The organism is Streptomyces sp. DSM 40750 (assembly GCF_024612035.1).
Classification (GTDB): domain Bacteria; phylum Actinomycetota; class Actinomycetes; order Streptomycetales; family Streptomycetaceae; genus Streptomyces.
Genome location: NZ_CP102513.1, coordinates 7956825 through 7983253, shown reverse-complemented (window position 1 = coordinate 7983253; position 26429 = coordinate 7956825). Strand labels below are relative to the sequence as shown.

Annotated in this window: 26 protein-coding genes and 5 tRNA genes; 14 read left to right on the top strand and 17 right to left on the bottom strand. The window is 69.3% G+C overall.

Features of this window, described 5'->3' with window-relative positions:
• Positions 1-23 precede the first annotated feature (23 nt).
• Together JIX55_RS35620 and JIX55_RS35615 are read left to right on the top strand one after the other, a co-directional pair.
• Positions 24-257, top strand: coding sequence for an Lrp/AsnC family transcriptional regulator (locus JIX55_RS35620; RefSeq protein WP_257567340.1), 234 nt, complete (start codon positions 24-26; stop codon positions 255-257).
• A gap of 20 nt (positions 258-277) precedes the next feature.
• Positions 278-799, top strand: a complete 522-nt coding sequence (locus tag JIX55_RS35615; RefSeq protein WP_257567339.1) for a DUF3515 domain-containing protein — start codon at positions 278-280, stop codon at positions 797-799.
• Positions 800-872: 73 nt separating this feature from the next.
• Here the strand turns inward: JIX55_RS35615 and JIX55_RS35610 are convergent, their stop codons facing one another.
• Genes JIX55_RS35610 through JIX55_RS35600 form a run of 3 tightly spaced genes read right to left on the bottom strand, consistent with a single transcriptional unit; the run spans position 873 to position 3909 of the window.
• Positions 873-2030: a D-alanine--D-alanine ligase family protein gene (locus JIX55_RS35610; protein WP_257567338.1), complete on the bottom strand. Its 1158-nt coding sequence runs from the start codon at positions 2028-2030 to the stop codon at positions 873-875.
• 59 nt (positions 2031-2089) lie between these two features.
• Positions 2090-3100, bottom strand: coding sequence for an NAD(P)H-dependent glycerol-3-phosphate dehydrogenase (locus tag JIX55_RS35605; RefSeq protein WP_257567336.1), 1011 nt, complete (start codon positions 3098-3100; stop codon positions 2090-2092).
• Entirely contained in the window at positions 3097-3909 is an 813-nt protein-coding gene (locus JIX55_RS35600; RefSeq protein WP_257567335.1) for a lysophospholipid acyltransferase family protein, read from the bottom strand. Before JIX55_RS35600 ends, JIX55_RS35605 begins: the two co-directional genes overlap by 4 nt.
• Positions 3910-4074: 165 nt before the next feature.
• Between JIX55_RS35600 and cofC the strand changes: the two genes are divergently transcribed.
• Positions 4075-4725: a 2-phospho-L-lactate guanylyltransferase gene (gene cofC, locus JIX55_RS35595; RefSeq protein WP_257567334.1), complete on the top strand. Its 651-nt coding sequence runs from the start codon at positions 4075-4077 to the stop codon at positions 4723-4725.
• Positions 4726-4734: 9 nt separating this feature from the next.
• Entirely contained in the window at positions 4735-4938 is a 204-nt protein-coding gene (locus JIX55_RS35590) for a hypothetical protein (protein WP_257567333.1), read from the top strand.
• Positions 4939-5191: 253 nt separating this feature from the next.
• Here the strand turns inward: JIX55_RS35590 and JIX55_RS35585 are convergent, their stop codons facing one another.
• The 4 genes from JIX55_RS35585 to leuC all read right to left on the bottom strand — a co-directional run bounded on the left by JIX55_RS35585 (position 5192) and on the right by leuC (position 8530).
• Positions 5192-5842 carry an HU family DNA-binding protein gene (locus tag JIX55_RS35585; RefSeq protein ID WP_257567331.1) on the bottom strand — a complete coding sequence of 217 codons (651 nt, stop codon included), beginning with the start codon at positions 5840-5842 and terminating at the stop codon, positions 5192-5194.
• Between the two features lie 138 nt (positions 5843-5980).
• Complete coding sequence (locus tag JIX55_RS35580) at positions 5981-6211, bottom strand: hypothetical protein (RefSeq protein WP_257540179.1); 231 nt, start codon at positions 6209-6211, stop codon at positions 5981-5983.
• Between the two features lie 288 nt (positions 6212-6499).
• Positions 6500-7093, bottom strand: a complete 594-nt coding sequence (gene leuD / locus JIX55_RS35575; protein WP_257567330.1) for a 3-isopropylmalate dehydratase small subunit — start codon at positions 7091-7093, stop codon at positions 6500-6502.
• A gap of 6 nt (positions 7094-7099) precedes the next feature.
• Positions 7100-8530 (bottom strand): 3-isopropylmalate dehydratase large subunit, encoded by a 1431-nt coding sequence (gene leuC / locus JIX55_RS35570; protein WP_257567329.1) that lies wholly within the window; start codon positions 8528-8530, stop codon positions 7100-7102.
• 195 nt (positions 8531-8725) lie between these two features.
• Between leuC and ndgR the strand changes: the two genes are divergently transcribed.
• Positions 8726-9442, top strand: a complete 717-nt coding sequence (gene ndgR, locus JIX55_RS35565; RefSeq protein WP_257567328.1) for an IclR family transcriptional regulator NdgR — start codon at positions 8726-8728, stop codon at positions 9440-9442.
• A 167-nt stretch (positions 9443-9609) separates the two neighbouring features.
• On the opposite strand, the gene JIX55_RS35560 is transcribed toward ndgR, so the two are convergent.
• A complete protein-coding gene (locus JIX55_RS35560) occupies positions 9610-10125 on the bottom strand; it encodes a DUF4188 domain-containing protein (protein WP_257567327.1) in 516 nt (171 codons plus the stop codon).
• Between the two features lie 104 nt (positions 10126-10229).
• On the opposite strand from JIX55_RS35560, the gene JIX55_RS35555 reads away from it, so the two are divergent.
• On the top strand, positions 10230-10874 hold the full coding sequence (locus JIX55_RS35555; RefSeq protein ID WP_257567326.1) for a MerR family transcriptional regulator: 645 nt from the start codon (positions 10230-10232) through the stop codon (positions 10872-10874).
• Positions 10875-10956: 82 nt separating this feature from the next.
• Here the strand turns inward: JIX55_RS35555 and JIX55_RS35550 are convergent.
• The 9 genes from JIX55_RS35550 to JIX55_RS35510 form a co-directional block, all read right to left on the bottom strand.
• A tRNA-Glu gene (locus JIX55_RS35550) sits at positions 10957-11029 on the bottom strand.
• 28 nt (positions 11030-11057) lie between these two features.
• Positions 11058-11129 (bottom strand) — tRNA-Gln (locus JIX55_RS35545).
• A 21-nt stretch (positions 11130-11150) separates the two neighbouring features.
• Positions 11151-11223, bottom strand: a tRNA-Glu gene (locus tag JIX55_RS35540).
• A gap of 62 nt (positions 11224-11285) precedes the next feature.
• Positions 11286-11358, bottom strand: a tRNA-Glu gene (locus tag JIX55_RS35535).
• A 41-nt stretch (positions 11359-11399) separates the two neighbouring features.
• Positions 11400-11471 (bottom strand) — tRNA-Gln (locus JIX55_RS35530).
• A 90-nt stretch (positions 11472-11561) separates the two neighbouring features.
• The gene (locus tag JIX55_RS35525) at positions 11562-12293 is read right to left on the bottom strand and encodes an HAD family hydrolase (RefSeq protein ID WP_257567325.1); all 732 of its coding nucleotides are present in this window, start codon (positions 12291-12293) and stop codon (positions 11562-11564) included.
• Between the two features lie 95 nt (positions 12294-12388).
• Positions 12389-13864: a glutamate--tRNA ligase gene (gene gltX / locus JIX55_RS35520; RefSeq protein ID WP_257567324.1), complete on the bottom strand. Its 1476-nt coding sequence runs from the start codon at positions 13862-13864 to the stop codon at positions 12389-12391.
• Positions 13857-14633 carry a fumarylacetoacetate hydrolase family protein gene (locus tag JIX55_RS35515; protein WP_257567323.1) on the bottom strand — a complete coding sequence of 259 codons (777 nt, stop codon included), beginning with the start codon at positions 14631-14633 and terminating at the stop codon, positions 13857-13859. The genes gltX and JIX55_RS35515 overlap by 8 nt, the downstream gene beginning before the upstream one ends.
• A gap of 204 nt (positions 14634-14837) precedes the next feature.
• Complete coding sequence (locus JIX55_RS35510) at positions 14838-15017, bottom strand: hypothetical protein (RefSeq protein WP_257540194.1); 180 nt, start codon at positions 15015-15017, stop codon at positions 14838-14840.
• 602 nt (positions 15018-15619) lie between these two features.
• Between JIX55_RS35510 and JIX55_RS35505 the strand changes: the two genes are divergently transcribed.
• The 8 genes from JIX55_RS35505 to JIX55_RS35470 all read left to right on the top strand — a co-directional run bounded on the left by JIX55_RS35505 (position 15620) and on the right by JIX55_RS35470 (position 26298).
• The gene (locus JIX55_RS35505; protein WP_257567321.1) at positions 15620-19534 is read left to right on the top strand and encodes a sensor histidine kinase; all 3915 of its coding nucleotides are present in this window, start codon (positions 15620-15622) and stop codon (positions 19532-19534) included.
• Between the two features lie 9 nt (positions 19535-19543).
• Positions 19544-19957, top strand: a complete 414-nt coding sequence (locus JIX55_RS35500) for a roadblock/LC7 domain-containing protein (protein WP_005479910.1) — start codon at positions 19544-19546, stop codon at positions 19955-19957.
• 111 nt (positions 19958-20068) lie between these two features.
• The gene (locus JIX55_RS35495) at positions 20069-20467 is read left to right on the top strand and encodes a DUF742 domain-containing protein (protein WP_257540198.1); all 399 of its coding nucleotides are present in this window, start codon (positions 20069-20071) and stop codon (positions 20465-20467) included.
• Positions 20448-21023, top strand: a complete 576-nt coding sequence (locus JIX55_RS35490; protein WP_257567319.1) for a GTP-binding protein — start codon at positions 20448-20450, stop codon at positions 21021-21023. The genes JIX55_RS35495 and JIX55_RS35490 overlap by 20 nt, the downstream gene beginning before the upstream one ends.
• 398 nt (positions 21024-21421) lie before the next feature.
• On the top strand, positions 21422-24643 hold the full coding sequence (locus JIX55_RS35485) for a sensor histidine kinase (RefSeq protein WP_257567318.1): 3222 nt from the start codon (positions 21422-21424) through the stop codon (positions 24641-24643).
• 10 nt (positions 24644-24653) lie between these two features.
• Positions 24654-25067 carry a roadblock/LC7 domain-containing protein gene (locus JIX55_RS35480; RefSeq protein ID WP_037781109.1) on the top strand — a complete coding sequence of 138 codons (414 nt, stop codon included), beginning with the start codon at positions 24654-24656 and terminating at the stop codon, positions 25065-25067.
• A 99-nt stretch (positions 25068-25166) separates the two neighbouring features.
• A complete protein-coding gene (locus tag JIX55_RS35475; protein WP_257540204.1) occupies positions 25167-25736 on the top strand; it encodes a DUF742 domain-containing protein in 570 nt (189 codons plus the stop codon).
• Positions 25717-26298: a GTP-binding protein gene (locus JIX55_RS35470; RefSeq protein WP_013000463.1), complete on the top strand. Its 582-nt coding sequence runs from the start codon at positions 25717-25719 to the stop codon at positions 26296-26298. The genes JIX55_RS35475 and JIX55_RS35470 overlap by 20 nt, the downstream gene beginning before the upstream one ends.
• Positions 26299-26429: the final 131 nt, after the last annotated feature.

The following is a 26429-nucleotide window of genomic DNA, read 5'->3' as shown; positions in this document are numbered from 1 at the left end:
CTCGTGGCCGCCCTGGAGGTTCCGTGGTACAGGCGTACATCCTGATCCAGACGGAGGTCGGCAAAGCGTCGACCGTCGCCGACACGATCAGCAAGATCCCTGGGGTCGTCCAGGCCGAGGACGTGACGGGCCCGTACGACGTCATCGTGCGCGCCCAGGCCGACACCGTCGACGACCTCGGCCGACTGGTGGTCGCGAAGGTCCAGCAAGTGGACGGCATCACCCGCACCCTGACCTGCCCGGTCGTACACCTGTAGCCCCCGTCTACCCTTGGCCGGTGAACTCGTTGCGTCACCGGCACCCCGCTCGCCTCGGGCTGCCCGTCCTGGCCATGTCGTTGATCGCCGTCGCGGGCTGCTCCTCAGCAGACGACGGCGGCACGGCGGCGGTTCCCAGCGCTGGGGCTGCCGCCACGAAACTGTGCCGGAACCTGGACGGGGTTCTGCCGCGAAAGGTGGACGGTCTCAGCCGCCAAGATCCTCAGTCGGCCTCCGAACTGACGGCAGGCTGGGGTGACGCGGTGATCATACTGCGCTGTGGTGTTCCTCAGCCGCCGAAGATGATCGATCCGGAGGTGGCCAAGGGGCGCGACGCCGATGCGGTGGCCGGTGCCGTCGACGGGGTCGACTGGCTGATGGAGAAGCGGGACGACGAGTCGTATCGCTTCACCACCGCCAATCGCTCTGCGTACGTGGAGGTGACAGTGACGGCGGATCGGGCCAGGGAGGACACCTCGCCGATCCTGGTGGAGCTGGCGCCCGCGATCAAGAAAACCATTCCTGAAGGGATTGCCTCCTAAGGGATTGCCTCGGGAGGCTGCGGACCGGTTGTGGCTGGTCGCGTGGTTCCCCGCGCCCCTTACGGGGCGCGCCTCAGCGCAAGCCCGTCGAACGGTGCAGGGCGGCCTGCACCAGGCGGTCCACCAGCTCCGGGTACTCGATTCCGCTCGCCTTCCACATCGCCGGATACATCGAGATCGGCGTGAAGCCGGGCAAGGTGTTGATCTCGTTGATCACGAACTCGCCGTCCTCCGTGAGGAAGAAGTCCGCCCGCACCAGGCCCTCGCAGGACGCCGCCTCGAAGGCGTCGACCGCGAGCTTCCGGACCTCGGCGGTCTCCTCCGGGGTGAGGGGGGCCGGGACGATGCCGGGGGTCGAGTCGATGTACTTGGCCTCGAAGTCGTAGTACGCGTGGGCCTCGGGCGGCGGGATCTCGGCGGGGACGGAGGCGCGGGGGCCGTCCTCGAACTCCAGGACGCCGCACTCGATCTCGCGGCCGCGCAGGGCCGCCTCGACGAGGATCTTCGGGTCGTGCCGCTGGGCCTCGGCGATCGCCTCGTCGAGGCCGGCGAGGTCGTCGACCTTGGTGATGCCGATGGAGGAGCCCGCGCGGGCGGGCTTCACGAAGAGGGGCCAGCCGTGCTCACCGGCGAGGTCGATGATCTTCTTCCGGGCGGCGGACTCGTCGAGCTGCCACTCGCGCGGCCGGATCACCACGTACGGGCCGACCTTGAGCCCGAAGGAGGTGAACACCCGCTTCATGTACTCCTTGTCCTGGCCGACGGCCGAGGCGAGGACGCCCGAACCGACGTAGGGGAGACCGGAGAGCTCCAGCATGCCCTGGAGGGTGCCGTCCTCGCCGTACGGACCGTGCAGGACGGGGAAGACGACGTCGACCTCGCCGAGCGCCTTGGGTACCGAACCGGGCTCGCTGTAGACGACTTCGCGGTTGGCGGGGTCGACGGGGAGCACCACGCCGCCCTCCCGCGACTCGGCGAGTTCCTCGACGCTCGGCGTTCGCCGGTCGGTGATCGCCATGCGCTCCGGTTCGTCGGCGGTGAGAAACCAACGGCCTTCCCGGGTGATGCCGATCGGCAGGACGTCGTACTTCGTCCGGTCGATGGCACGCAGTACGGCGCCGGCCGTGACCACGGAGATCCCGTGTTCCGAGCTGCGGCCGCCGAAGACGACGGCCACGCGCGGCTTGCGGGACGGCTGCTCAGGGCTCTGGGGGAGGTTCTCGCTGCTCATATCGCGTTGAGGGTACCCGTTGGTAGGGCGGCAGTCAGCGTCCGAACGCCTGCCATCGCTCAGCGTCGCTCCGGCTTGGCGCTGCGCGACATCATCTCCTTGAGGGCGACCACGGGCGGCTTACCGTCGTGGACGATGTCGACGACCGTCTCCGTGATGGGCATGTCGACGCCGTGCCGGCGCGCCAAGTCCAGTACGGACTCACAGGACTTGACGCCCTCGGCGGTCTGCTTGGTGACCGCGATGGTCTCCTGCAGGGTCATGCCCCTGCCGAGGTTGGTGCCGAAGGTGTGGTTGCGGGAGAGCGGCGAGGAGCAGGTGGCCACCAGGTCGCCGAGGCCCGCGAGTCCGGAGAAGGTGAGCGGGTCGGCGCCCATCGCGAGGCCGAGCCGGGTCGTCTCGGCGAGACCGCGCGTGATGAGCGACCCCTTGGCGTTGTCGCCGAGGCCCATGCCGTCCGCGATGCCGACGGCGAGCCCGATGACGTTCTTCACCGCGCCGCCCAGCTCGCAGCCGACCACGTCGGTGTTCGTGTACGGGCGGAAGTACGGCGTGTGGCAGGCGGCCTGGAGCCGCTGGGCCACGGCCTCGTCGGTGCACGCGACCACGGATGCGGCCGGCATGCGGGAGGCGATCTCGCGTGCCAGGTTGGGCCCGGTGACGACGGCGATGCGGTCCTGGCCGACCTTCGCGACGTCCTCGATCACCTCGCTCATCCGCATGGCGGAACCGAGTTCGACGCCTTTCATGAGGGAGACGAGGACGGTGTCGGGGGCCAGCAGGCCGGTCCAGTCGGCGAGGTTGCCGCGCAACGTCTGGGAGGGGACGGCGAGAACGGTGAAGTCGGCGTCCGCGGCGGCCTCGGCGGGGTCCGTGGTTGCCCACAGGTTCTCCGGGAGCTCCACGCCGGGCAGGTAGTCCGGGTTGGTCCGGGTGGAGTTGACCGCGTTCGCGAGTTCCGGACGCCGCCCCCACAGCACGGTGTCGCATCCCGCGTCGGCGAGCACCATGCCGAAGGCCGTGCCCCACGAACCGGTGCCGAAGACGGCCGCCTTGACCGGCTTGCTCACTTGCCCTGCCCCTCTTCCTGATGTTGTGCCCGCTGGACCGTGCTGTGCTGTCGGTGCTTCTGATGGTCGACGACCGACCGGGCGGACCTGCGCCGCTGCTCGATCCGCTCCAGCTTCGGGTCGTACGGCGTCTTTGGCGCCCGCTCGCCGCGGATCTCCTCCAGCTGGCGGGTGATGGCGGCCATGATGACCTCCGTCGCGTCCTTCAGCAGGTCGGGGGTCACGTCCTGGCCGTAGAAACGCGAGAGGTCGACGGGCGGGCCCGCGAGCACGTGGTGGGTCTTGCGCGGCAGGAGGCTGGGCTTCTTGGCGTACGGCGGCAGCAGTTCGTTGGCGCCCCACTGGGCGACCGGGATCACCGGGCACTTGGTCTGCAGGGCGACCCGGGCGGCGCCGGTCTTGCCGGTCATAGGCCAGCCGTTCGGGTCGCGGGTGAGGGTGCCCTCGGGGTAGAAGGCGACGCATTCGCCGCGCTCCACGGCGTCGATCGCGGCCCGGAAGGCGCTCAGCGCGTCGGTGCTCTCGCGGTAGACGGGGATCTGTCCGGTGCCGCGCATGATGGCTCCGACGAATCCCTTACCGAAGAGACCGCTCTTCGCGAGAAATCGCGGAACGCGCCCACTGTTGTACTGATAATGGGCGTACGCAAAGGGATCGACATGCGAATTGTGGTTCACGGCAGTGATAAATCCACCCTCGGCCGGAATGTTCTCCATTCCACGCCAGTCCCGCTTGATCAGCACCACCAGTGGCGGTTTGGCGATCACCGCGGCGAGGCGGTACCAGAAGCCGATTCTCCGGCGGGGCACGCGGACACCTTCCTCTAGGACTTCCCAGGGCCTGCTCCGGGAGCCCGGAGCCGCACAAGTGTCGCCCCGGGCCACCGGTCTGTCGAGAACACCGTACGCCCCGCCCTGCGGCCGCCCATTGCGCCCAGGTGACAATGGCCGCGACAAGAGAGGGGCGGAACGCCCGTGCAGTGGACCCTGGTCGTACCCCTGAAGCCCCTGGCGCGGGCCAAGAGCAGGCTCTCGGACACCGCCGGCGACGGGGTGCGCCCCGGCCTGGCCCTCGCCTTCGCCCAGGACACCGTGGCCGCGGCGCTGGCCGCCACCGCGGTCGGCGGTGTGGTGGTGGTCACGGACGACCCCCTGGCCGCCCGCGAACTGGCGGCCCTGGGCGCCCGGACGGTCCCGGACGATCCCCACGACAGCCCCGGGGGCGGCCTGAACGCCGCTCTGCGCCACGGAACCGCCGTCGTACGCGCTGTACGCCCGCAGAGCCCCGTCGCGGCCCTGAACGCCGATCTGCCCGCCCTGCGGCCCGAGGAGCTGACCCGCGTCCTGGACGCGGCCGCCGCGTTCCCCCGCTCTTTCCTCCCGGACGCCGCCGGCATCGGCACCACCCTGCTCGCCGCGGCCCCCGGCCATGACCTCTCCCCCGCCTTCGGCCCCGGCTCCCGCCTCCGCCACCGCCGCTCCGGCGCCGTGGAACTCGTCCTCGACACCGTCGACTCCGTACGCCAGGACGTCGACACCGGCGAGGACCTCCGCGCCGCTCTCGCCCTCGGCGTCGGCCCCCGTACGGCCGCCGCGGCCGCGCGCCTGCTGATACCCGGCCAGTAGGCTGCGCCCATGCAGGCCACCGCGTACACCTACGACCCCACCACCCGCACCGGCCAGGTCCTCCTCGACGACGGCACCCCCGTCCCCTTCGACGCCCCGGCCTTCGACGCGGGCGCCCTGCGCCTCCTCCGGCCGGGCCAGCGGGTGCGCATCGAGACAGAGGGCACGGGCGAATCCCTCCGCATCACCCTGATCACCCTGCAGACACTCTGATCACCCTGCAAACACTCTGATCGCATTGCGGCTCTTCTGGAGAAGCGCCCACCAGGGCCACGCCCGAAAAGGGCGCGGGGCTGTATCGATATACGGCTCCACCGCGTGGACTCGACCAGTCACACACAACCCGCACCCCGCCGTCCCCACAACTCACCCACGGCGGGCAGGCACCCAGAACTCTTTTCAACAAACGCCGCGGGCCGGGCTCCAATCAAGGAGCCCGGCCCGGCGCGTGTGAGTACCCAGCGCCCTACTGCTGGCGGGCGGCAGCCTTCTTCGCGGTCGTCTTGCGAGCCGTCGACTTCTTGGCCGGCGCCTGCTTCGCCGTGGCCTTCCTGGCCGGCGCCTTCTGCGCCGTGGTCTTCTTCGCCGCCGCCGTGGTCTTGGCGGTCGTCTTCTTGGCCGCCGCCGTCTTGGTGGTGGCCTTCTTGGCGGTCGTCTTCTTCGCCGTGGTCTTCTTCGCGGCCGCCGTCGTCTTCTTGGCGGCGGCGGTGGTCTTGCGGGCGGTGGTCTTCTTCGCGGTCGTCTTCTTCGCCGCCGCCTTCTTGACCGTCGCCGAAGCCCCACCGGTCAGGCTGCCCTTGGGCGCCTTCTTGACCGCGACCTCGCCACCCCGAGGAAGCTTCTTCGAGCCGCTCACCAGGTCCTTGAAGCCCTGGCCCGCACGGAAGCGCGGCACGGAGGTCTTCTTGACCCGAACCCGCTCACCCGTCTGCGGGTTGCGGGCGTAACGGGCCGGCCGGTCGACCTTCTCGAACGAACCGAAGCCGGTGACCGAGACCCGTTCACCCGCGACCGTTGCCCGGACGATGGCGTCCAGAACGGCGTCGACCGCATCGGCGGCCTGCTGACGCCCGCCGACCTTGTCCGCAATCGCTTCTACGAGCTGCGCCTTGTTCACGTCTTCCCCTTCGGAGACATCGCCAGAACGAAAGTGTTCAAGCTTTTTCGCACGTTAGGCAGATATATACCGCAAATCAAACACGAAACGGGCTTATCACCCTTGTGCCGCAACGAACTCGGCGGTCATGGAGTTCCTTCAGCGTTCCCCTGTGGGCATTCGCCCCTCGTCGAGGTCCGTCGTGAAGCTCTCCAGCCGCCTTGCCGCGTCGGCGAGATCGTGCTTGGCCACGGCCGTAATGACCAGCAGCTTCCGGGTCAGCGCCATGCGTACGCCCTCCGGGACTTGCAGTGCGCGCACTCTTGCGTGCGCTTCCTTGAGTTGGCCCGCGACCGCCGTATAGAGCTCGAGTTGGCCGTCGTGTTCCATGCACAGATTGTGCCATCTGGGGCGAGTTGTCGCCTGCGCAGGGGGTAACTGCCGTCTACCAGGGCCCTTGGGAGCACCCCGATCCGATGCCGCACCATGATGCGCGTACCCCGGCAATCACCTTTGTAACTAGGGGAGTTGAAACCTTTCTGCACGCGACTTCGAAGGTCCCCGAACCCGAACATGGCAGTACCCCCAACCGTGCACGATTGGGGGTACCTGGGGGTGTCGAGGTGGCTGGAATCCGCCTTGCGCGGACCGCCCCGAGGGGTGGTCCGCGCCGGTGGGTCAGACCGTCAGCGTCCTCGGCTTGTGCGAGGGGCGCTTGGCCTCGTACGCGGAGATGTCGGCCTCGTTCTGGAGGGTGATGGAGATGTCGTCCAGCCCGTTCAGCAGCCGCCAGCGGGAGTTCTCGTCCAGCTCGAAGGGGGCGGTGATGCCCTCGGCGCGCACCTCGCGGGCCTCCAGGTCGACCGTGATCTCGGCCTCGGGGTCCTTCTCGGTGAGCTCCTGCAGCGCGTCCACGATCTTCTGCTCCAGAACGACCGTGAGCAGGCCGTTCTTGAGCGAGTTGCCACGGAAGATGTCGGCGAAGCGAGAGGAGATGACGGCCTTGAAGCCGTAGTTCTGCAGCGCCCACACGGCGTGCTCACGGGAGGAGCCGGTGCCGAAGTCGGGGCCGGCGACCAGCACGGTGGCGCCCTGGCGCTCGGGCTGGTTGAGGATGAACGACGAGTCCTTGCGCCAGGCCTCGAACAGCCCGTCCTCGAAACCGTCCCTGGTCACCTTCTTGAGCCAGTGGGCGGGGATGATCTGGTCGGTGTCGACGTTGCTGCGGCGCAGCGGGACGGCCCGGCCGGTGTGCGTGATGAATGCTTCCATGACTGTTCAGACTCCAGCGGGCGTACGGGTGTCGGCGTCGGTCAGGTCGGCGGGGGACGCCAGGTGGCCCAGGACGGCCGTCGCGGCGGCGACCTGCGGCGAGACCAGGTGCGTACGGCCGCCCTTGCCCTGCCTGCCCTCGAAGTTGCGGTTGGAGGTGGACGCGGAGCGCTCACCCGGGGCCAGCTGGTCGGGGTTCATGCCCAGACACATGGAGCAGCCCGCGTGCCGCCACTCGGCGCCGGCCTCCTTGAAGACGACGTCCAGACCCTCGGAGACGGCCTGCAGACCGACCCGCGCGGAGCCGGGGACCACCAGCATCCGTACGCCGTCGGCGACTTTGCGGCCCTTGATCAGCTCGGCGGCGGCGCGCAGGTCCTCGATGCGGCCGTTGGTGCACGAGCCTACGAAGACGGTGTCCACGTTGATGGACTTCAGCGGCTGGCCGGCCGCCAACCCCATGTACTCCAGGGCCTTTTCGGCGGCGAGGCGCTCCGAAGCGTCCTCGTACGAAGCCGGGTCGGGGACGGACGCCGAAAGCGGCGCGCCCTGGCCGGGGTTGGTGCCCCAGGTGACGAACGGCGCCAGGGCGGCGCCATCGATGATCACCTCGGCGTCGAACTCGGCGTCCTCGTCGGTCTTCAGCGTCTTCCAGTACGCGACGGCCGCGTCCCAGTCCTCGCCCTCGGGGGCGTGGGGACGGCCCTCGAGGTATTCGAAGGTGGTCTCGTCGGGGGCGATCATGCCCGCGCGGGCGCCGGCCTCGATCGACATGTTGCAGATGGTCATGCGGGCTTCCATCGAGAGCTTCTCGATGGCGGAGCCGCGGTACTCCAGGACATAGCCCTGGCCGCCGCCCGTACCGATCTTGGCGATGATCGCCAGGATCAGGTCCTTGGCGGTGACGCCGTCGGGCAGCTCGCCCTCGACCGTGATGGCCATGGTCTTGGGGCGGACCAGCGGCAGCGTCTGGGTGGCCAGCACATGCTCCACCTGGGAGGTACCGATACCGAAGGCCAGACCGCCGAAGGCGCCGTGCGTCGAGGTGTGGGAGTCGCCGCAGACGACCGTCATGCCGGGCTGGGTCAGACCCAGCTGCGGGCCGACGACGTGCACGACACCCTGCTCGACGTCGCCCAGCGGGTGCAGGCGCACCCCGAACTCGGCGGCGTTCTTGCGCAGCGTCTCCAGCTGGACGCGGGAGACCGGGTCCGCGATGGGCTTGTCGATGTCGAGGGTGGGGGTGTTGTGGTCCTCGGTGGCGATGGTCAGGTCGAGCCGGCGCACCTTCCGCCCGCTCTTGCGGAGACCGTCGAAGGCCTGGGGGCTGGTCACCTCGTGCAGCAGGTGCAGATCGATGAAGAGGAGGTCGGGCTCGCCCTCGGCGCGCCGGACGACGTGGTCGTCCCAGACCTTCTCCGCGAGTGTCCTACCCATCGCTTTCCCTCCGGCCGGCTTGTCCGTACACCGGCCCAACTAGAGATATCGGAGGTGGCGAGCGCCCTTACCCCTCGTATGAGCGCCGGCCGCCGGGCTCGTTGGTCCGCGAGCCGTTTTGTTCTGCTTCCAGAGTGGCAAGGTCCACGCGAAATTGAACTTGCGTTTCACAGAGTGAGACGCGAGTATCGTTGCATGGACAACAGTAGCGGCGTCGGCGTTCTGGACAAGGCGGCCCTGGTCCTGAGCGCTCTGGAGTCCGGTCCGGCCACCCTCGCGGGTCTGGTCGGCGCCACCGGACTCGCACGACCCACGGCCCACCGCCTGGCCGTGGCTCTGGAACACCACCGCATGGTGGCACGCGATATGCAGGGCCGCTTCATCCTCGGCCCCCGGCTGGCCGAGCTGGCCGCGGCCGCCGGCGAGGACCGCCTCCTCGCGACGGCGGGCCCGGTGCTCACCCACCTCCGAGACATGACGGGCGAGAGCGCGCAGCTCTACCGCCGCCAGGGCGACATGCGCATCTGCGTCGCTGCGGCGGAGCGCCTGTCCGGACTCCGGGACACGGTCCCGGTCGGTTCGACCCTCACGATGAAGGCCGGTTCCTCGGCCCAGATCCTCATGGCCTGGGAGGAACCCGAGCGCCTGCACCGCGGCCTGCAGGGCGCCCGCTTCACGGCCACCGCCCTCTCGGGCGTACGGCGCCGGGGCTGGGCCCAGTCCATCGGCGAGCGCGAGCCGGGCGTCGCCTCGGTCTCCGCCCCCGTACGCGGCCCGTCGAACCGCGTGGTGGCCGCGGTCTCGGTCTCGGGTCCCATCGAGCGCCTGACCCGCCACCCCGGCCGTATGCACGCCCAGGCCGTCATCGACGCCGCAGGCCGCCTCTCGGAGGCCCTGCGCCGCACAGGCTGACTCCCAAAAATCCGTCCCACCACGAAAAGGCCTGCCTCAACGCCGCGGCAGGCCTTTTCTCATGAGATCAACCACAGCGCGCCCCGTCGGGGGCGCGGGGAACCGCGCGAGCAACCACGACCGACCCGCAGCCGCCCACACACAGCCCCCTCACGGCGACCAGGCACTCACGCACCCGCCCCCTCCCCCGACCGATGAGCGAACCGCTCCTTCGCGGACTTCCCCCGTCGCTCCACCGCCACCTGTCCGTGCGCGGCCGCCAACCCGAACGCCGGCATGTCCGAGTAGATCGCCTCGTACGCCCCCTCCGGCACCACATACGTCTCGTGCCACAGCCCCACATGCTGCCGGGCCTTTCCCTTCCGCTCCTTGCGGTTGATCGCCGCCCACGCCACGCGGTGGAACGCGTCGGGCGCGTGCGCGTACCCGTACAGCTTCTCCTTGGACTCCCAGTACTGGACGACGTAGTACGTCCGCGGCGAGGCCGTCAGCAGCACGGCGCCCAACAGGCCACGGCTCTTGTCCTTCCGCAGCTCCCGCAGCATGCGCACCATCGCCAGCTGCACCGGCACCCAGTGGTGCACGGCCCAGAAGTGGTTGACGCGCATGCCGATGAGCAGGACCACGACCTCCCCCTCGGCTCCCGCGGTGGTGCGACCGGCGACGACCGGATTCCCGAACATGACTCCCCCTTGTCCCTGACGGTCCATACCCGCCCTTGGGTAGCGGCACTATCCGAGTGCCCATGCTTGGATAGTGCCGCTAACCAAGGAAAGGCGCAAGGGATATGCGACTGGCCGAACTGAGCCGAGAGAGCGGTGTGTCCACCGCGACGATCAAGTACTACCTGCGCGAAGGCCTGTTGGCGCCGGGCCACCAGATCAACGCGACGACGGCCGAGTACGACGAGGGACACCTGCGCCGACTGCGGCTGGTGCGGGCGTTGATCCAGGTGGGCAAGGTGCCGGTGGCCAACGCCAGGGAGGTGCTCAGGCACGTCGACGACGAGTCCCTGGGCCGCACGATCCGGCTCGGCGCGGCCCTGTGGGCGCTGCCCCAGGCTCCCGACCCGGACGAGGAGGACCCGGTCACGGTCACCGCGACTGCCGAGGTGGACCGACTGCTGCGGATGCTGGGCTGGAACTCGGCGAGGGAGATCGGCTCCCTCTCCCCCGTACATCGTTCACTGGTGGCGCTGGTGGCCACGCTGCTGCGGCTGGGCTATCCGTGCGACGCCGAACTCATGGCCCCGTACGCCGAGTTGATGCGCCAGGCGGCCGTGCGGGACCTGGATCGCCTGGAGACCTGTGCGTCCGACAGGGAGAAGGTGGAGCTGGCGGTCTCGTCGGCGGTGCTCTTCGAGCCGGTACTGCGCGCGCTGCACCGGCTGGCACAGGAGGAGGAGTCGGCGCGGCGGTACGGCATCGAGTAGGCGGGGTGACGGGTCGAGCGGCGCGCCCTGGGCCCAGCGACGAAGAAGGCCCCCCACCGAAGTGGAGGACCTTCCTGATGTGTACCCCCGACCGGATTCGAACCGGCGCTACCGCCTTGAGAGGGCGGCGTGCTAGGCCGCTACACAACGGGGGCATGGAGCCTGCGTTTCCGCAGGTCCGAGCTGGTCTACCTGGACTCGAACCAAGACTAACTGAACCAGAATCAGTCGTGCTGCCAATTACACCATAGACCAATGTGGTTTAGACCAGTTCAGTACCCCCGACCGGATTCGAACCGGCGCTACCGCCTTGAGAGGGCGGCGTGCTAGGCCGCTACACAACGGGGGCCCTAGCGATCCTGCATCGAAGTGAGGGGGAGCTACCCGAACTCTCCTCGCGGGAAGGATCTGTACCCCCGACCGGATTCGAACCGGCGCTACTGCCTTGAGAGGGCAGCGTGCTAGGCCGCTACACAACGGGGGCTTTGCGGAATCGATCTCCGCGACGCAGATGAGCTCTGCGAGCTGGCCTACCTGGACTCGAACCAAGACTAACTGAACCAGAATCAGTCGTGCTGCCAATTACACCATAGGCCACTGGAACGCAAGCCCTTGAGGGGATTTTGTTCTAGCTTGCTCCGTCGGTTCCGGCCTTTCGGCCCGCTCCCCGGCGGCGCAGAAAGAACATTACCCGAAGGTGGACGGCGCTCCAAAACGGGTATCCGAGCCGAGGATCGCGGGGAGTTCGGCGAGGGTGGCGATTCGGTGCGGCCCGGCGGGCGGGTCGACGGTCGCGTAGACGCCGCCGCGGTCGATCCAGACCGACAGCAGACCGGCGTCGGAGGCGCCCCGGCCGTCGATCTCCGGGTGGTCGCCGACGTACGCGACCTCGTGCGGCGGCAGCTCCAGGGCCTCGCAAGCCGCGTGGAACGCCTCGGCGGCCGGTTTGTGGACGCCCAGCTCGGCCGCGCACAGCACCGCCTCGAAGCGGTCCCGTACACCGAGGACGCGCAGCTTGTGGTCCTGGACGCGGATCGTGGAGTTCGACAGCACGGCATGCCGGTGGCTGGCGGCGAGGGCGTCCAGGATGGGCAGCACATCCGGGAAGAGGGTCCAGGCCCGCTCGTAGTGAGCGATGTAACGCGCGAACCAGGCGTCGGCCGCCTCGTCGCTGAGCGGCTCCGCCAGGAAGTCCCGGACGCGGTCGCGCCGGGTGGCCTCCCAGTCGAGGCCGGTCGCCGCGTACCGCGCCCACTGCTGGTCCGTGAGCTCGCGCCAGCGCCGCAGGGCGTGTTCGACCGAGTCGTATCCGTCGAGCAGGCCCTCGGCGGCCAAGTGGTCGCGCATTCCGGCCCGGTCGGCCGTCGTGTAGTCGAAGAGGGTGTCGTCGACGTCCCAGACCACGGCCTTGATGTCCATGATCCGACGGTAACCCGCGACCGGCCGTCGTGTCCGTCGGATGCCGAAGGGGCGGCCCCCGGTGGTCCGGGTGCCGCCCCTCACGTGCTCCGGCGTCACGCCGCCAGCTTGGCCAGCGCCGCGTCGATGCGGGCCAGCGTCTTCTCCTTGCCCAGGATCTCCAGGGACTCGAAGAGGGGCAGGCCGACCGTGCGGCCGGTGACGGCGACGCGGACGGGGGCCTGGGCCTTGCCGAGCTTGAGGCCGTGGGCCTCGCCGGCGGCCAGGACGGCCTCCTTCAGCGACTCGGCCGAGGTCCAGTCGGCGGACTCCAGCTTCTCCTTCGCCGTGCGCAGGAGCGCGTCGGAGCCCTCCTTCATGGCCTTCGTCCAGGACGCCTCGTCCTCGGCCGGCTCCGGCAGGAACAGGAAGTCGACGTTCTCCGTGATCTCCGAGAGGACCTTGAGGCGGGTCTGCGCGTGCGGGGCGATGGCCTCCCACTTCGCCTCGTCGAAGTCCTCCGGCGCCCAGGGGGCGAACGGGGCCTTCAGCCACGGGGCGCAGCGCTCGGTGAACTCCTTCACATCCAGCAGACGGATGTGGTCGGCGTTGATCGCCTCGGCCTTCTTCAGGTCGAAGCGGGCCGGGTTGGGGTTCACGTCCGCGATGTCGAAGGCGGCGACCATCTCCTCGATCGTGAAGATGTCCTTGTCCGCGGAGAGCGACCAGCCCAGCAGGGAGAGGTAGTTGAGCAGGCCCTCGGGGAGGAAACCGCGCTCCCGGTAGAGGTTCAGGCTCGACTGCGGGTCGCGCTTCGACAGCTTCTTGTTGCCCTCGCCCATGACGTACGGCAGGTGGCCGAAGGACGGGACCTCCTTGGCGATGCCCAGTTCCATCAGCGCCTTGTACAGGGCGATCTGGCGGGGCGTCGAGGAGAGGAGGTCCTCGCCGCGCAGGACGTGGGTGATCTCCATCAGGGCGTCGTCGACCGGGTTGACGAGCGTGTAGAGCGGGGCGCCGTTCGCGCGGACGATGCCGTAGTCCGGCACGTTCTCCGGGGTGAAGGTCAGCTCGCCGCGGACCAGGTCCGTGAAGGTGATCGTCTCGTCGGGCATCCGGAAGCGGGCGATCGGCTCGCGGCCCTCGGCCTCGTACCGCTCCTTCTGCTCGGGCGTGACCTCGCGGCACTTGCCGTCGTAGCCGGAGGGCCGGCCGGCGGCGCGGGCGGCGTCACGGCGCTCCTCCAGCTCCGAGGCCGTGCAGTAGCAGCGGTAGGCGTGCCCGGCGTCCTGGAGCTTCTCGGCGATCTCCTTGTACGTGTCCATGCGCTGCGACTGGCGGTACGGCGCGTGCGGGCCGCCCACCTCGGGGCCCTCGTCCCAGGTGAAGCCCAGCCAGCGCAGGGAGTCCAGGAGCTGCCCGTAGGACTCCTCGGAGTCGCGGGCCGCGTCGGTGTCCTCGATGCGGAAGACGAACGTGCCGCCGGTGTGGCGGGCGAACGCCCAGTTGAACAGGGCCGTGCGGACCAGACCCACATGCGGGTTGCCGGTCGGGGACGGACAGAAACGTACGCGGACGGAGCCGTTAGCCACGCTTGATCACCTTGTTGGTGAGAGTGCCGATGCCTTCGATGGTGACGGCGACCTCGTCGCCGACGTTGAGGGGGCCGACCCCTGCCGGGGTGCCCGTGAGGATGACGTCGCCCGGGAGCAACGTCATGGCCTCGGTGATGTTGACGATCAGGTCCTCGATGGAGTGGATCATCTCGCTCGTCCGGCCGAGCTGGCGTTGCTGGCCGTTGACGGTGAGCTGGATGGTCAGATCGCTCGGGTCGAGGTCGGTCTCCACCCAGGGGCCCAGCGGGCAGGCGGTGTCGAAGCCCTTGGCCCGGGCCCACTGCTTCTCGCGCTTCTGGACGTCGCGTGCGGTGACGTCGTTGGCGCAGGTGTAACCGAAGATCACGTCCTTGACGCGTTCACGTGGGACCTCGCGGCACATACGGCCGATGACGACGGCCAGCTCGGCCTCGTGGTGGAGGTCCTCGGAGAAGGACGGGTACTGGATCTGGTCGCCGGGGCCGATCACCGAGGTGGCCGGCTTGAAGAAGGCGAACGGGGCGTCGGGGATCTCGTTGCCCAGTTCCCTGGCGTGTTCGGCGTAGTTGCGGCCGAAGGCCACGACCTTGTTGGGGAGCACCGGCGGCAGCAGCCTGACCTTGCTGACCGGGACCTTCGTACCGGAGAGCTCGAAGTCCGCGAACGGAATGCCCTTGATGATGTCGAGGACGAGCTCGTCCGGCTTGTCGCCCTCGACCGCGCCGAAGGCTACGTTCCCGTCGATGGAGAACCTGGCGATGCGCACGGGATGCTTGCGCCCCTTAACTGAGCTGGCTGGAGTGTGTTGCTCCAGGCTAACGCGGCAAGGGGTGCCCACCTCGCGCATTAATACGGAAGGGCCCCCGGCTCGTGCCGGGCGCCCTTCCGTGGGCACTCACAGGAATCCGCTGTTTCTTCACAGGAACCGACTTGAGCGGTCGGCGGATTCGGCGCGTACTTGAGCGTGCAACTACTCCGCCGTCTCGCCCGGTGCCACCATCAGGACCGTCCGGCGGGGGTTGGCGGTCTGGGAGGGGAGGTCGACGGAGTGCTCCTGCTCCGGCGTGCGCAGGTCCTCGGCGTCGGCGAGGTGGGCCAGCGTCGTGCGCCGGGGGTTGGCTATCGTGCGGAACATCGTCGTCGTCTTCACTGTTGTCCAGGACCTCGTCGTGTACGGGCGCCGGGCGGGCCGTAAGGGCCGTCCCACAAGCGCGGGTTGTCGGATTCGCCATCCCTGTAAAGGGCCAGGCTAAACATCCGATTCCCGGGTCAAGTCGTGAAGAAGACATGATCGCCGTGTGAGTTTGCTCACTCAGTCATGGGTAAAACGGGCAATTCAGGCCATCAATGCGACCCCGCGAAACGGACATTAGTAACCTGAAGCCCGCATTCCGCTCCTGATCATGGCGACTGGGACACCCTGCTCACACCGGTGGATCGCACGGGTATGTCCGCTATCAACGGAAACCCCTTCCACGCCCGGTGACACACCCCTCACTTGCTGTCACAGTGAACAGACCGTTACCCATTGGCCTTGTTGCAGATCCGGCACTGTGCTGGAATTCCACGGACCGCCGCGGGATTGTGCCGGCGCGCAGGGGCGCAGAGCAGCGCCCGGCGGCGGTGGAAGGGGGAGCCAGCGCCGGTCACTCACGACCACCAATTGGGGACGTATTCAGGGCGTCCCCGAAGACGCCGACACCGTCCCGCCGTTCACGCGGTGGGGCGCCTGGTCCAGAGGTTGCGACGCTAGTGCAGGGACGTTTCAAGAGGGATGGCAGCGCTTCGGCGGAGCCGGAGCCACACAAGGGAGCCGGTAACGGTTCCTCCCCCCAGCACGCCCAGAACCCGGGTCCGGCTGAGATCGGCGACGGCGGTGAGCGCTCCGGGCGCCCCGGCTCGTCAGTTCCTTCCGCGCCGCCCGGGAAGCCCAAGGGCGGCAGCAAGGCCGGTGCCGGAGGGCCCGGCTCCCGAATAGCCCTGCGCAACTGGCGCATCTCGACCCGTCTCGTCTCGCTGCTCGCCCTCCCCGTGGTGGCGGCGACCTCGCTGGGCGCACTGCGCATCGGCGACAACGTGGACGACATCCAGCAGCTCGACAACATGCGACTGCTGACCGACATGACCAAGCAGGCGACCGAGCTCGCCTCCGCGCTCCAGCAGGAGCGCGACCTGTCGGCCGGTCCCCTCGCACATGGTCTGAACTCCACCGACCTGACGGTCAAGGGCACCCGCGACAAGACGGACCGGGCCCGCGTCCAGTTCACCGACGCGACCCAGGCCGCCGAGACCACGAACACCACGGCGAAGATGCCCGGCGTCCGCGACAGTCTCGTCCGGGTCGTGCGCGAGCTGTACAACCTGAGCAGCATCCGCAAGGACGCCTACGCCGACACCGAGAACTCCACGCAGACGGTCGAGGCGTACCACCGTCTGATCACCCAGTTGCTGGACCTGTCCACGGACATGGCCGAGGCCACCAGCAACCCGGACATGATCAAGCGCACCCGTGCCCTGGCGGCGTTCTCCTCCGCCAAGGAGTACGCCTCCATCCAGCGCGCGGTCATCGCCGCGGCCCTGCCGGACAGCAATGACAAGACCGGCGAGCTCTCCGACAACGACCGGCTGTACGCGAACTCGGCGCTGGCGAACGAGGAGTCGGACCGCAGCACCTTCTCCGACATCTACGGCACCGGCGCCGAAGAGCTGACCAAGCCGATCGACGACGCGAGCCCCACCATCGAGGCCACCGACCTCTACGCGGACCGGGTGCTGTCCAGCACCAGCGGTCTGCGCGGCCAGGACAAGCGCTCGTACAAGAACTGGACCGACGACTCCTCGTCCAAGATCGAGCAGATGAAGAAGATCGAGGGTTCACTCCTCGAGGAGATGGAGCAGACCGCTCGTAACCTGCGTGCGGACGCCGAGCAAGAGGCGGTCATCTCCGGTGCGCTGATCCTGCTCGTCCTCGGTGTCTCGCTGGTCGGCGCGTTCGTCGTGGCCCGGTCCATGATCCGCTCGCTGCGCCGGCTGCAGGACACCGCGACCAAGGTCGCCCAGGACCGGCTGCCCGAGCTGGTCAAGCAGCTGTCGGAGTCGGACCCGCAGGACGTCGACACCTCCGTCGAGTCGGTCGGTGTGCACTCCAAGGACGAGATCGGCCAGGTGGCCGCGGCCTTCGACGACGTGCACCGCGAGGCCGTCCGCCTCGCCGCCGAGCAGGCCCTCCTCCGGGGCAACGTCAACGCGATGTTCACCAACCTCTCGCGCCGCTCGCAGGGCCTCATCCAGCGTCAGCTGTCGCTCATCTCCGAACTGGAGTCCCGCGAGGCCGACCCGGACCAGCTGTCCTCCCTCTTCAAGCTCGACCACCTCGCCACCCGCATGCGCCGTAACGGTGAGAACCTCCTCGTTCTCGCCGGTGAAGAGCCCGGCCGCCGCTGGACCCGTCCGGTCCCGCTGGTCGACGTGCTCCGCGCCGCCGCGTCCGAGGTGGAGCAGTACGAGCGCATCGAGCTGTCCTCGGTGCCGACCACCGAAGTGGCCGGCCGGGTCGTCAACGACCTCGTGCACCTGCTCGCCGAGCTGCTGGAGAACGCGACCTCGTTCTCCTCCCCGCAGACCAAGGTCAAGGTCACCGGTCACGCGCTGCCCGACGGCCGGGTGCTGATCGAGATCCACGACACCGGTATCGGCCTCTCCCCCGAGGACCTCGCCGCGATCAACGAGCGGCTCGCCTCGCCGCCCACCGTGGACGTCTCGGTCTCCCGCCGCATGGGTCTGTTCGTGGTCGGCCGGCTGTCGCAGCGCCACGGCATCCGTATCCAGCTGCGTCCGTCCGACTCGGGCGGTACGACCGCGCTTGTCATGCTTCCCGTCGACGTCGCGCAGGGTAACAAGAAGCCCACCCCGGGCAAGCCCGGCCAGGGTGCCCCCTCCACCGGTGGTCCGGCCGCCGCGCAGGCCGCGGCCGGTGCCGCCGCCGCGCGTCGCCAGGCCGGCAACCAGTCGGGTCCGCCGCTCGGCGGCGGCCCCTCCGGCGGCGGACTTCTCGGTGCCCCTCCGCAGCGCGGGCAGGTCGGCGCGGGCCAGGGTCCGCGGGCCGCACTGCCCGGCAACCCCAGTGGTCCGGGTGGTTTCGGCAACCCCGGTGGTCCGCGTGGGCCGCAGGGTGGCCCGCCCGCGCCCCCGCAGGGCGGCCGGCCGGCTCCGGCGGGCGCCGGTGCCGGTGGGTTCGGCGGCGGTGGGTTCGGCGGCGGTGGGTTCGGCGGCGGTCAGGCGCCGGGGGCCCCGCAGGGTCTGCAGGCCGCCGGGACCGGTGGCCCCAAGAACTTCGAGAGCTTCGACGACACCTCACGCCAGGGCGGCTTCCCGTCCGGCGGTCCCGGTGACGCCGGGGCGGGCAGGCCGGGCGGGACCGACAACGGTCCCGGCGCCGTGCCGCCCAAGCAGGGCAAGGAACGTTCCAGCAGGCGCCGTCCGCAGCTGCCCGGCCGCGGTGGCCCGCGCGCCGAGCTGCCCGGCGGCAACTCCCCGTCGCGGACGCCCAGCTGGAGCGACGACAACGCGCAGCCGCCGGTGCCGCGCGCCTCGCTGGACGCCCCGCGCGGCCACGAGGAGCAGCCGGACGTCACCGCGCCGATGCCGCGCATCGACCCCAACCAGGGTCCGGGCTCGGCCGCCGACTTCCCGCCTTCCGGCTTCGACAGCCAGCGCCCCGGCGCGGGCACCCAGCAGAACGACTCCGGGTCCTGGGTCCGCTCCGACGTGTTCGGCGGGGCCGGTGCTCCGCCGGCGCCCACCGGTCCGTCCCGCGGCGGCTCGCAGGACCCGTCGTCCACCGGCCAGTTCGCCACGCAGGGTTACGACGGCTCCAGCACGGGCCAGTTCCCGGCTCCGGGCCGGCAGAACCAGCAGGACACCGGACAGTTCGGGGCCCCGGGTCGGCAGAACCAGCAGAACTCTCAGGACGCGGCACAGTTCGGTGCACCTGGCCGGCAGAACGGCCAGAGCACCGGGCGGTTCAATGCGCCCGGTCGCCAGAACCCGCAGGACACCGGCCAGTTCGAGCGGCCGCAGGTCAACGGTGAGAACTACGGCGCGCCCCGCCCGCCGGTGCCGCCGCAGCGTCCTCCGATGCCCCCGCAGCGCCCCGCGCGCCCGCAGGAGCCGGAGGCACTGCCGCCGGCGACGGGTCCGATGGACGGCCGTACGCCGCTGTACGACACGCTGGAGACCAACTGGTTCCACGGTCAGGGCGGTCAGAACGGCCAGCAGCCGGGCAGCGGTCCCGCGCCGCAGCAGTCCGCCGCCCCGGTACCCCAGACTCCGGCCGCTCCTCAGCGTCCGGCGACCCCCACCGCGCCCGCTTCCCCCACCTGGCGCAGCACTCCCAATGACGACCTGGTCCGCCAGGCCGAACGAGCCCGTCAGCCTTCGGCAGGCGGGGTCACCACTTCCGGCCTGCCGCGCCGGGTCCCGCGCGCGAACCTCGTGCCGGGCACGGCTCAGCAGCAACAGCACCAAACCGGTCCGCAGGTCTCGCGTTCGCCTGATGACGTACGCGGCCGGCTGACCAATCTCCGTCGGGGCATCGCGCAAGGTCGACAGGCCGGTACCGGCCAGACCGGCAGCTTCCCGAGCCCCACTCACCAGCAGGAGCGTTAGTTGAGCCAGATGAGCCAGGCGGCACAGAACCTCAACTGGTTGATCACCAACTTCGTGGACAACACCCCAGGGGTGTCCCACACCGTCGTCGTATCGGCCGACGGTCTCCTTCTGGCGATGTCGGAAGGATTCCCGCGTGACCGTGCCGACCAGCTCGCCGCCGTCGCCTCCGGGCTCACCTCGCTCACGGCCGGGGCGTCCCGGATCTTCGAGGGCGGCGATGTGGCCCAGACAGTGGTGGAGATGGAGCGCGGTTTCCTCTTCCTGATGTCCGTCTCCGACGGCTCGTCCCTGGCCGTCCTCGCCCACCCCGAGTGCGACATCGGCCTTGTCGGTTACGAGATGGCGCTGCTCGTCGACCGCGCGGGCGCCGTGCTCACGCCCGACCTGCGCGCCGAACTCCAAGGCAGTCTGCTCCACTGACGCCTGCGGATCCACAGAACTCACCAAATCACCGTCCGGCCGCCACAGTCCCCCCACCGGCCCCCGTCAGACGGCACGACTGACCGACTTGCTGTCCCGCCCGGAGGATCAATGACCCCGCCCACCGCTCCTCACGATCCGTACGCAGAGCCGTACGGAGACGAGGGCGACCAGCCGTTGGTTCGGCCGTATGCCATGACCGGTGGCCGGACGCGGCCGCGTTATCAACTCGCCCTCGAGGCGCTGATCAGCACGACGGCAGACCCCGCGCACCTGATGGGGCTGCTTCCCGAGCACCAGCGGATCTGCCACCTGTGCCGCGAGGTGAAGTCGGTGGCCGAGGTGTCGGCCCTGCTGTCCATGCCGCTCGGTGTGGCACGGATCCTTGTCGCGGACCTCGCCGAGGCCGGACTCGTCGCGATCCATCAGCCCGGTGGCGACGAGAGCGCCGGTGGCGCGCCGGACGTGACTCTGCTGGAAAGGGTGCTCAGTGGACTTCGGAAGCTCTGAAGCGGGACGGGCCACCACCTCGGCGAAGATCGTGGTGGCAGGTGGCTTCGGCGTGGGCAAGACCACGTTCGTCGGCGCCGTCTCGGAGATCAACCCGCTTCGTACCGAGGCCGTCATGACGTCCGCTTCCGCGGGCATCGACGACCTCACCCACACCGGGGACAAGACGACCACCACGGTCGCCATGGACTTCGGCCGCATCACCCTCGACCAGGACCTGATCCTCTACCTCTTCGGTACGCCCGGTCAGGACCGTTTCTGGTTCATGTGGGACGACCTGGTCCGCGGCGCCATCGGTGCCGTGGTCCTGGTGGACACCCGCCGGCTCGCCGACTGCTTCCCGGCCGTCGACTACTTCGAGAACAGCGGCCTGCCCTTCGTCATCGCCCTCAACGGCTTCGACGGGCACCAGCCGTACAACCCCGAAGAGGTCCGCGAGGCTCTCCAGATCGGGCCCGACGCGCCGATCATCACGACCGACGCCCGCCACCGCTCGGACGCCAAGAGCGCGCTGATCACCCTGGTCGAGCACGCGCTCATGGCACGGCTGCGGTAGAGCACAGGGGCCGAAGTACCACACCCGGACCCAAAACAGGACTCAAGTCCACAACCTCATACGGCAGTTGTCGTAGTTACACCGAAGCCGGCTGTGTCCTTTGACACGGTCGGCCTCGGTGTTCATAACGTTTCGACAGAGAAATAGGGTGGTACGACCACGCGTCGCGGTCGATCGGTGCCGCTGCGCTCACAATGGCCCCGCTTTTTGCCGGGGCTCGCTCTTTATGACCGTTTTATCTGGGACTTACATCACGCGGAATCGTTGCCTCCCAGTGTTTGGAAGTCCTCAGCGTGACGTGCTGGAATGCCTGAACTGCCCATTAGTCAAAGACGTACTAGGGCGTGGAGTCACCCGCGGCACGACGTAGGTGCCGGCGCCGAGAGGTTGTTGGTCGAGTGAGGCGAAGCAAGAAAGGTCCCGAGCCGTCGGCGCGGGGCAACTTCACCCCGCCGCCGCGCGGAGCGGCACCCGCACAAGTGACCGGACCGGAGCCGACGGCAGCTCCCGCACCAAGCGGCAGTCGTCTCTCCCCCCGCAACTGGCGTGTCCCCACTCGCCTGAACGCGATTCTCCTCATACCCGTGCTGGTCGGCCTGGTCATGGGCGGCTTCCAGGTGAAGAGCTCGATCGACACCTGGCAGGAGGCACGCGACGCCGAGAAGGTGGCCCAGATCGTGGCCGCCGCGGCCGAGTACGCCGAGGCGCTGCTCAACGAGCGTGACCTCTCCGCCGAGCCGCTGCTGGCCGGCAAGCGGGACAGCGAAGTCGTCAAGGACGCCCGCTCCTTCACCGACGAGAAGGCCGACATCTTCCACTCGGAGGTCGTCGGGATGCCCTCCGGACAGGGCCTGGAGCGCCGGCTGCGCCTGGTCGAGGAGGCCGAGACAAAGCTGGAGGACCTCCGGCAGGCCGCCTTCACCCGGGCCGCCGACCCGGTGCGGACCGAAGAGGGCTACGTCGCCATCGAGCACCTGCTGTTCGAGTTCTCCAACGAGCTCGGCCTCGGTACCGGCAACGTCACCGCGTACGGCCGTACCGTCTATGCCGTCGCCCTCGCCAAGGGCGCCGCCTCGCTGCAGCGCTCGATCGGCACCCACCTGCTGGTCCGGCCCAGCGAGGACCAGGCCGTCTTCCGCCAGCAGATCACCGCGTTCACCTCGTACGCCTACCTGGAGAACGTCGCCGTACAGGAGTTCGTCTCCGGTGGCACCGAGGCCGACGCCGCACGCCTGGAATCGGTCATGGCGCAGCAGACCGAAGAGGGCAAGAGGCAGGCCGCCGAGGCCGCGGCCAAGAACGCCGACTACGTCCCGCCGCCGGACACCATGCTGAAGATGATCCAGGCGATCGGCAGCGGCGCCTCCCCCGAGGACCTCGCGAAGCAGGGAGTCACCTACCAGAACTGGATGGCGGCCTCCACCCTGAAGTTCGAGGGTTACAACGAGGTCGAGACCGAGCTGATCAACCGCGCGGTGGACGAGGCCGGCCAGATCGCCTCCGACGCCCAGCGCGACGCCTACATCAACGGCGCCATCGTCATCGTCGCCCTGCTCGCCGCGTTCATCATCGCCGGGATCATGGCCCGCCAGATGAGCCGCTCGATGCGCCAGCTGCGCAACGCCGCCTTCGGCATCGCCGAGCAGCGGCTGCCGATGCTGGTCGACCAGCTCTCGCGCACCGACCCCGGGCGCGTCGACACCCGGGTCGCGCCCATCCCGATCAACACCACGGACGAGATCGGCGAAGTCGCCCGTGCCTTCGACCAGGTCCACCGTGAGGCCGTCCGGCTCGCCGCCGAGCAGGCGCTGCTGCGGGGCAACATCAACGCGATCTTCACCAACCTCTCGCGCCGCAACCAGTCGCTGATCGAGGGCCAGCTGACCCTGATCACCGACCTGGAGAACAACGAGGCCGACCCGGACCAGCTGGAGAACCTCTTCCGCCTGGACCACCTCGCGACCCGTATGCGCCGTAACGGCGAGAACCTCCTCGTTCTCGCCGGCGAGGAGCCGGGCCGCCGCTGGGACCAGCCGGTCCCGCTGGTCGACGTGCTGCGCGCCGCCTCCTCCGAGGTGGAGCAGTACGAGCGCATCGAGCTGTCCGGCGTCCCGGAGGCCGAGATCCACGGCCGCGCCGTGACCGACCTCGTGCACCTGCTCGCCGAGCTCCTGGAGAACGCCACCACGTTCTCCTCCCCGCAGACCAAGGTCCGCGTCACCGCGACCCGGCTCCCCGACGGCCGCGTGATGATCGAGATCCACGACAAGGGCATCGGCCTCACCGCCGAGGACTTCGCGGACATCAACCACAAGCTGGCCAACCCGCCGACCGTGGACGCCGCGATCTCGCAGCGCATGGGTCTGTTCGTGGTCGGCCGGCTGTCCGACCGGCACGGCATCCGCGTCCAGCTGCGCCCCTCGGGCGAGCAGGCCGGTACGACCTCGCTGGTCATGCTCCCGGACGTCATCACCCATGGTGGCGGTGGCGAGCAGCAGCCGGCGGCCGACCAGTTCACGGTCTCGCAGATCATCCCGGAGCAGCACTCGTTCCAGCAGCCGGCCGCCGTGCCCGCGATGCGGACCGCCGCCGAGCTGGGCTTCGACGACAGCCGCTACGAGGTCCCGGACGACATCCGCGAGCTGGACCCCGTGGGCCGCTCCCTGATACGCGAGGAACGTCGCGCGGCCCTGGAGGCCCAGGCACACCCGAACCCGCAGCTGCCCGCCGGCGAGGCGCCGCGCTACGGCGACGACTTCCAGGCGCCCGAGCCGTCCTACGACAACGGCGCGACGGCCTATGTGGACCCGCAGCGGTCGTTCGACCAGCAGACGGCGTACGAGGAGCCGCAGCAGCCGTCGTACGACGAGGCATACTTCGGGCAGGGCGGCGCTACGCCGAACGGCAACGGGCACCTGCCGGGCGGGCACGACTCGTTCACCGCTACCGGCGGTTACCCCGAGCCCTCCTATGCGGAGCCCGTCCAGGAGGACCACGCGGCGTCCGCCGCGCCGGCCCCGGAGACGTACTCTGGCTTCGAAGAGCAGTCCTATCAGGACGACTGGCCGCAGCAGCAGGACTACCAGAGCTCCTACCGCTCCGAGTACGCTCCGGAAGCGGAATCTACGCAGGCCGCTGACGTGAAGGAGCCGGACCGCGTAGGCTTCGACCGTCCGGGATCCACCCCCACCGCCGGCCACGCGCTGACCGACGCCGGCCTGCCCCGCCGCGGTTCCACCGCGAGCGCCGGCGGCACGAGCGCGGGCGCCGCGAACGGACGACAGGATGTGTCCCAGGACCAGCCGACGACGGCCGGGGGACCGAACGGCGACTGGCGCTCGGCCAACGACCAGCGCTGGCAGCAGGCCTCCCAGCTGAAGAAGCCCAAGGCAGGCGGGGTCACCTCCTCCGGTCTGCCGCGGCGGGTGCCCAAGGCCAACCTGGTCGAGGGCGCCGCCCAGACGACCCCGCAGGGAGGTCCACAGATCTCCCGCGCTCCCGAGGACGTCAGGGGCAGGCTGAGCAACCTGCGCCGGGGCGTCCAGCGTGGGCGCAACGCAACCAGTGAAACGAATGGCCAGGGCTTCGGTCCTGACAGCACCTACAACCAGGAGCGTTAGTGTGAGCCCGATGAGCCAGGCGGCACAGAACCTGAACTGGTTGATCACCAATTTCGTGGACAACACCCCCGGGGTGTCGCACACGGTGGTGGTCTCCGCCGACGGACTCCTTCTGGCGATGTCCGAAGGGTTTCCCCGTGACCGAGCCGACCAGCTGGCGGCCGTCGCGTCGGGTCTGACCTCTCTGACCGCGGGTGCGTCCCGCATTTTCGAAGGTGGCAGCGTCAATCAGACGGTTGTGGAGATGGAGCGGGGATTCCTCTTCATCATGTCCGTATCCGATGGTTCCTCGCTCGCCGTTCTCGCACATCCGGAAGCCGACATCGGTCTCATCGGGTACGAGATGGCCCTTCTGGTGGACCGTGCCGGTTCGGTCCTGACGCCCGATCTTCGTGCGGAGCTCCAGGGCAGCCTGCTCAACTAACAGTCAGACGGTGCGTTTTGGCGTCCCGGGGCCGTAAGGTTTCGGGACGCGGCTTCCAAATGAGCCATGGATGCCAGCACAGTCGGAGGAGGAGAGAACGTGGCAACACCCCCAGGCGGTTCATCGTCGGGCAACTGGTCCTACCCTGGCCAGGGGCCGGGCCAGGGTGACCAGAACCGGTACAACTTCCCCTCCGCACCGAGCCGCCAGCAGCCGTACACACCTCAGGGCCCCGGCCCTTCGCCGTACGACCAGCCGCCGGCGCCGCGCATCCAGCCCGTGCAGCCGCAACGCCGTACCCCTGAGCCGTCGCCCGCGGGGGCGGCGCACAACCCCCTGGTGCGCCCGTACGCCATGACGGGCGGCCGCACCAGGCCGCGCTACCAGCTCGCCATCGAGGCGCTGGTGCACACCACCGCGCAGCCGCACCAGATGCAGGGCCAGTTGCCCGAGCATCAGCGGATCTGCAACCTCTGCCGGGAAATCAAGTCGGTGGCCGAGATCTCGGCCCTCCTGACGATCCCTCTCGGCGTGGCCAGGATCCTCGTCGCCGACTTGGCGGAGGCGGGCCTGGTCGCCATCCATCAGCCCGGCGGCGACGAGAACGCCGGTGGCCAGCCAGACGTGACTTTGCTCGAAAGGGTGCTCAGTGGACTTCGCAAGCTCTAGCGGAGGGCCTTCCCGCTCCACCACGTCCGCGAAGATCGTGGTGGCGGGCGGCTTCGGCGTGGGCAAGACCACGTTCGTCGGCGCCGTCTCGGAGATCAACCCGCTTCGTACCGAGGCCGTCATGACGTCCGCTTCCGCGGGCATCGACGACCTCACCCACACCGGGGACAAGACCACCACCACGGTGGCCATGGACTTCGGCCGTATCACCCTGGACCAGGACCTCATCCTGTACCTGTTCGGCACCCCCGGTCAGGACCGTTTCTGGTTCATGTGGGACGACCTCGTGCGCGGCGCCATCGGCGCGATCGTCCTCGTCGACACCCGCCGCCTCGCCGACTGCTTCCCGGCCGTCGACTACTTCGAGAACAGCGGCCTGCCCTTCGTCATCGCCCTCAACGGCTTCGACGGCCAGCAGCCGTACAACCCGGACGAGGTCCGGGAAGCCCTTCAGATCGGCCCTGACACGCCGATCATCACGACGGACGCGCGGCATCGGTCGGACGCGAAGAGCGCGCTGATCACCTTGGTCGAGCACGCGCTCATGGCTCGCCTGCGGTAAGCCTGCGGCGATCAGCCGCACGAAGGGGCCCCTCTTTGACAAGAGGGGCCCCTTCGTTGTGTTCGGCTCCTGTTCAGCGCCGTCGGGGTGAGCGTGTGGGGACGACTGCAGGTCCGTCGTGGCTGGTCGCG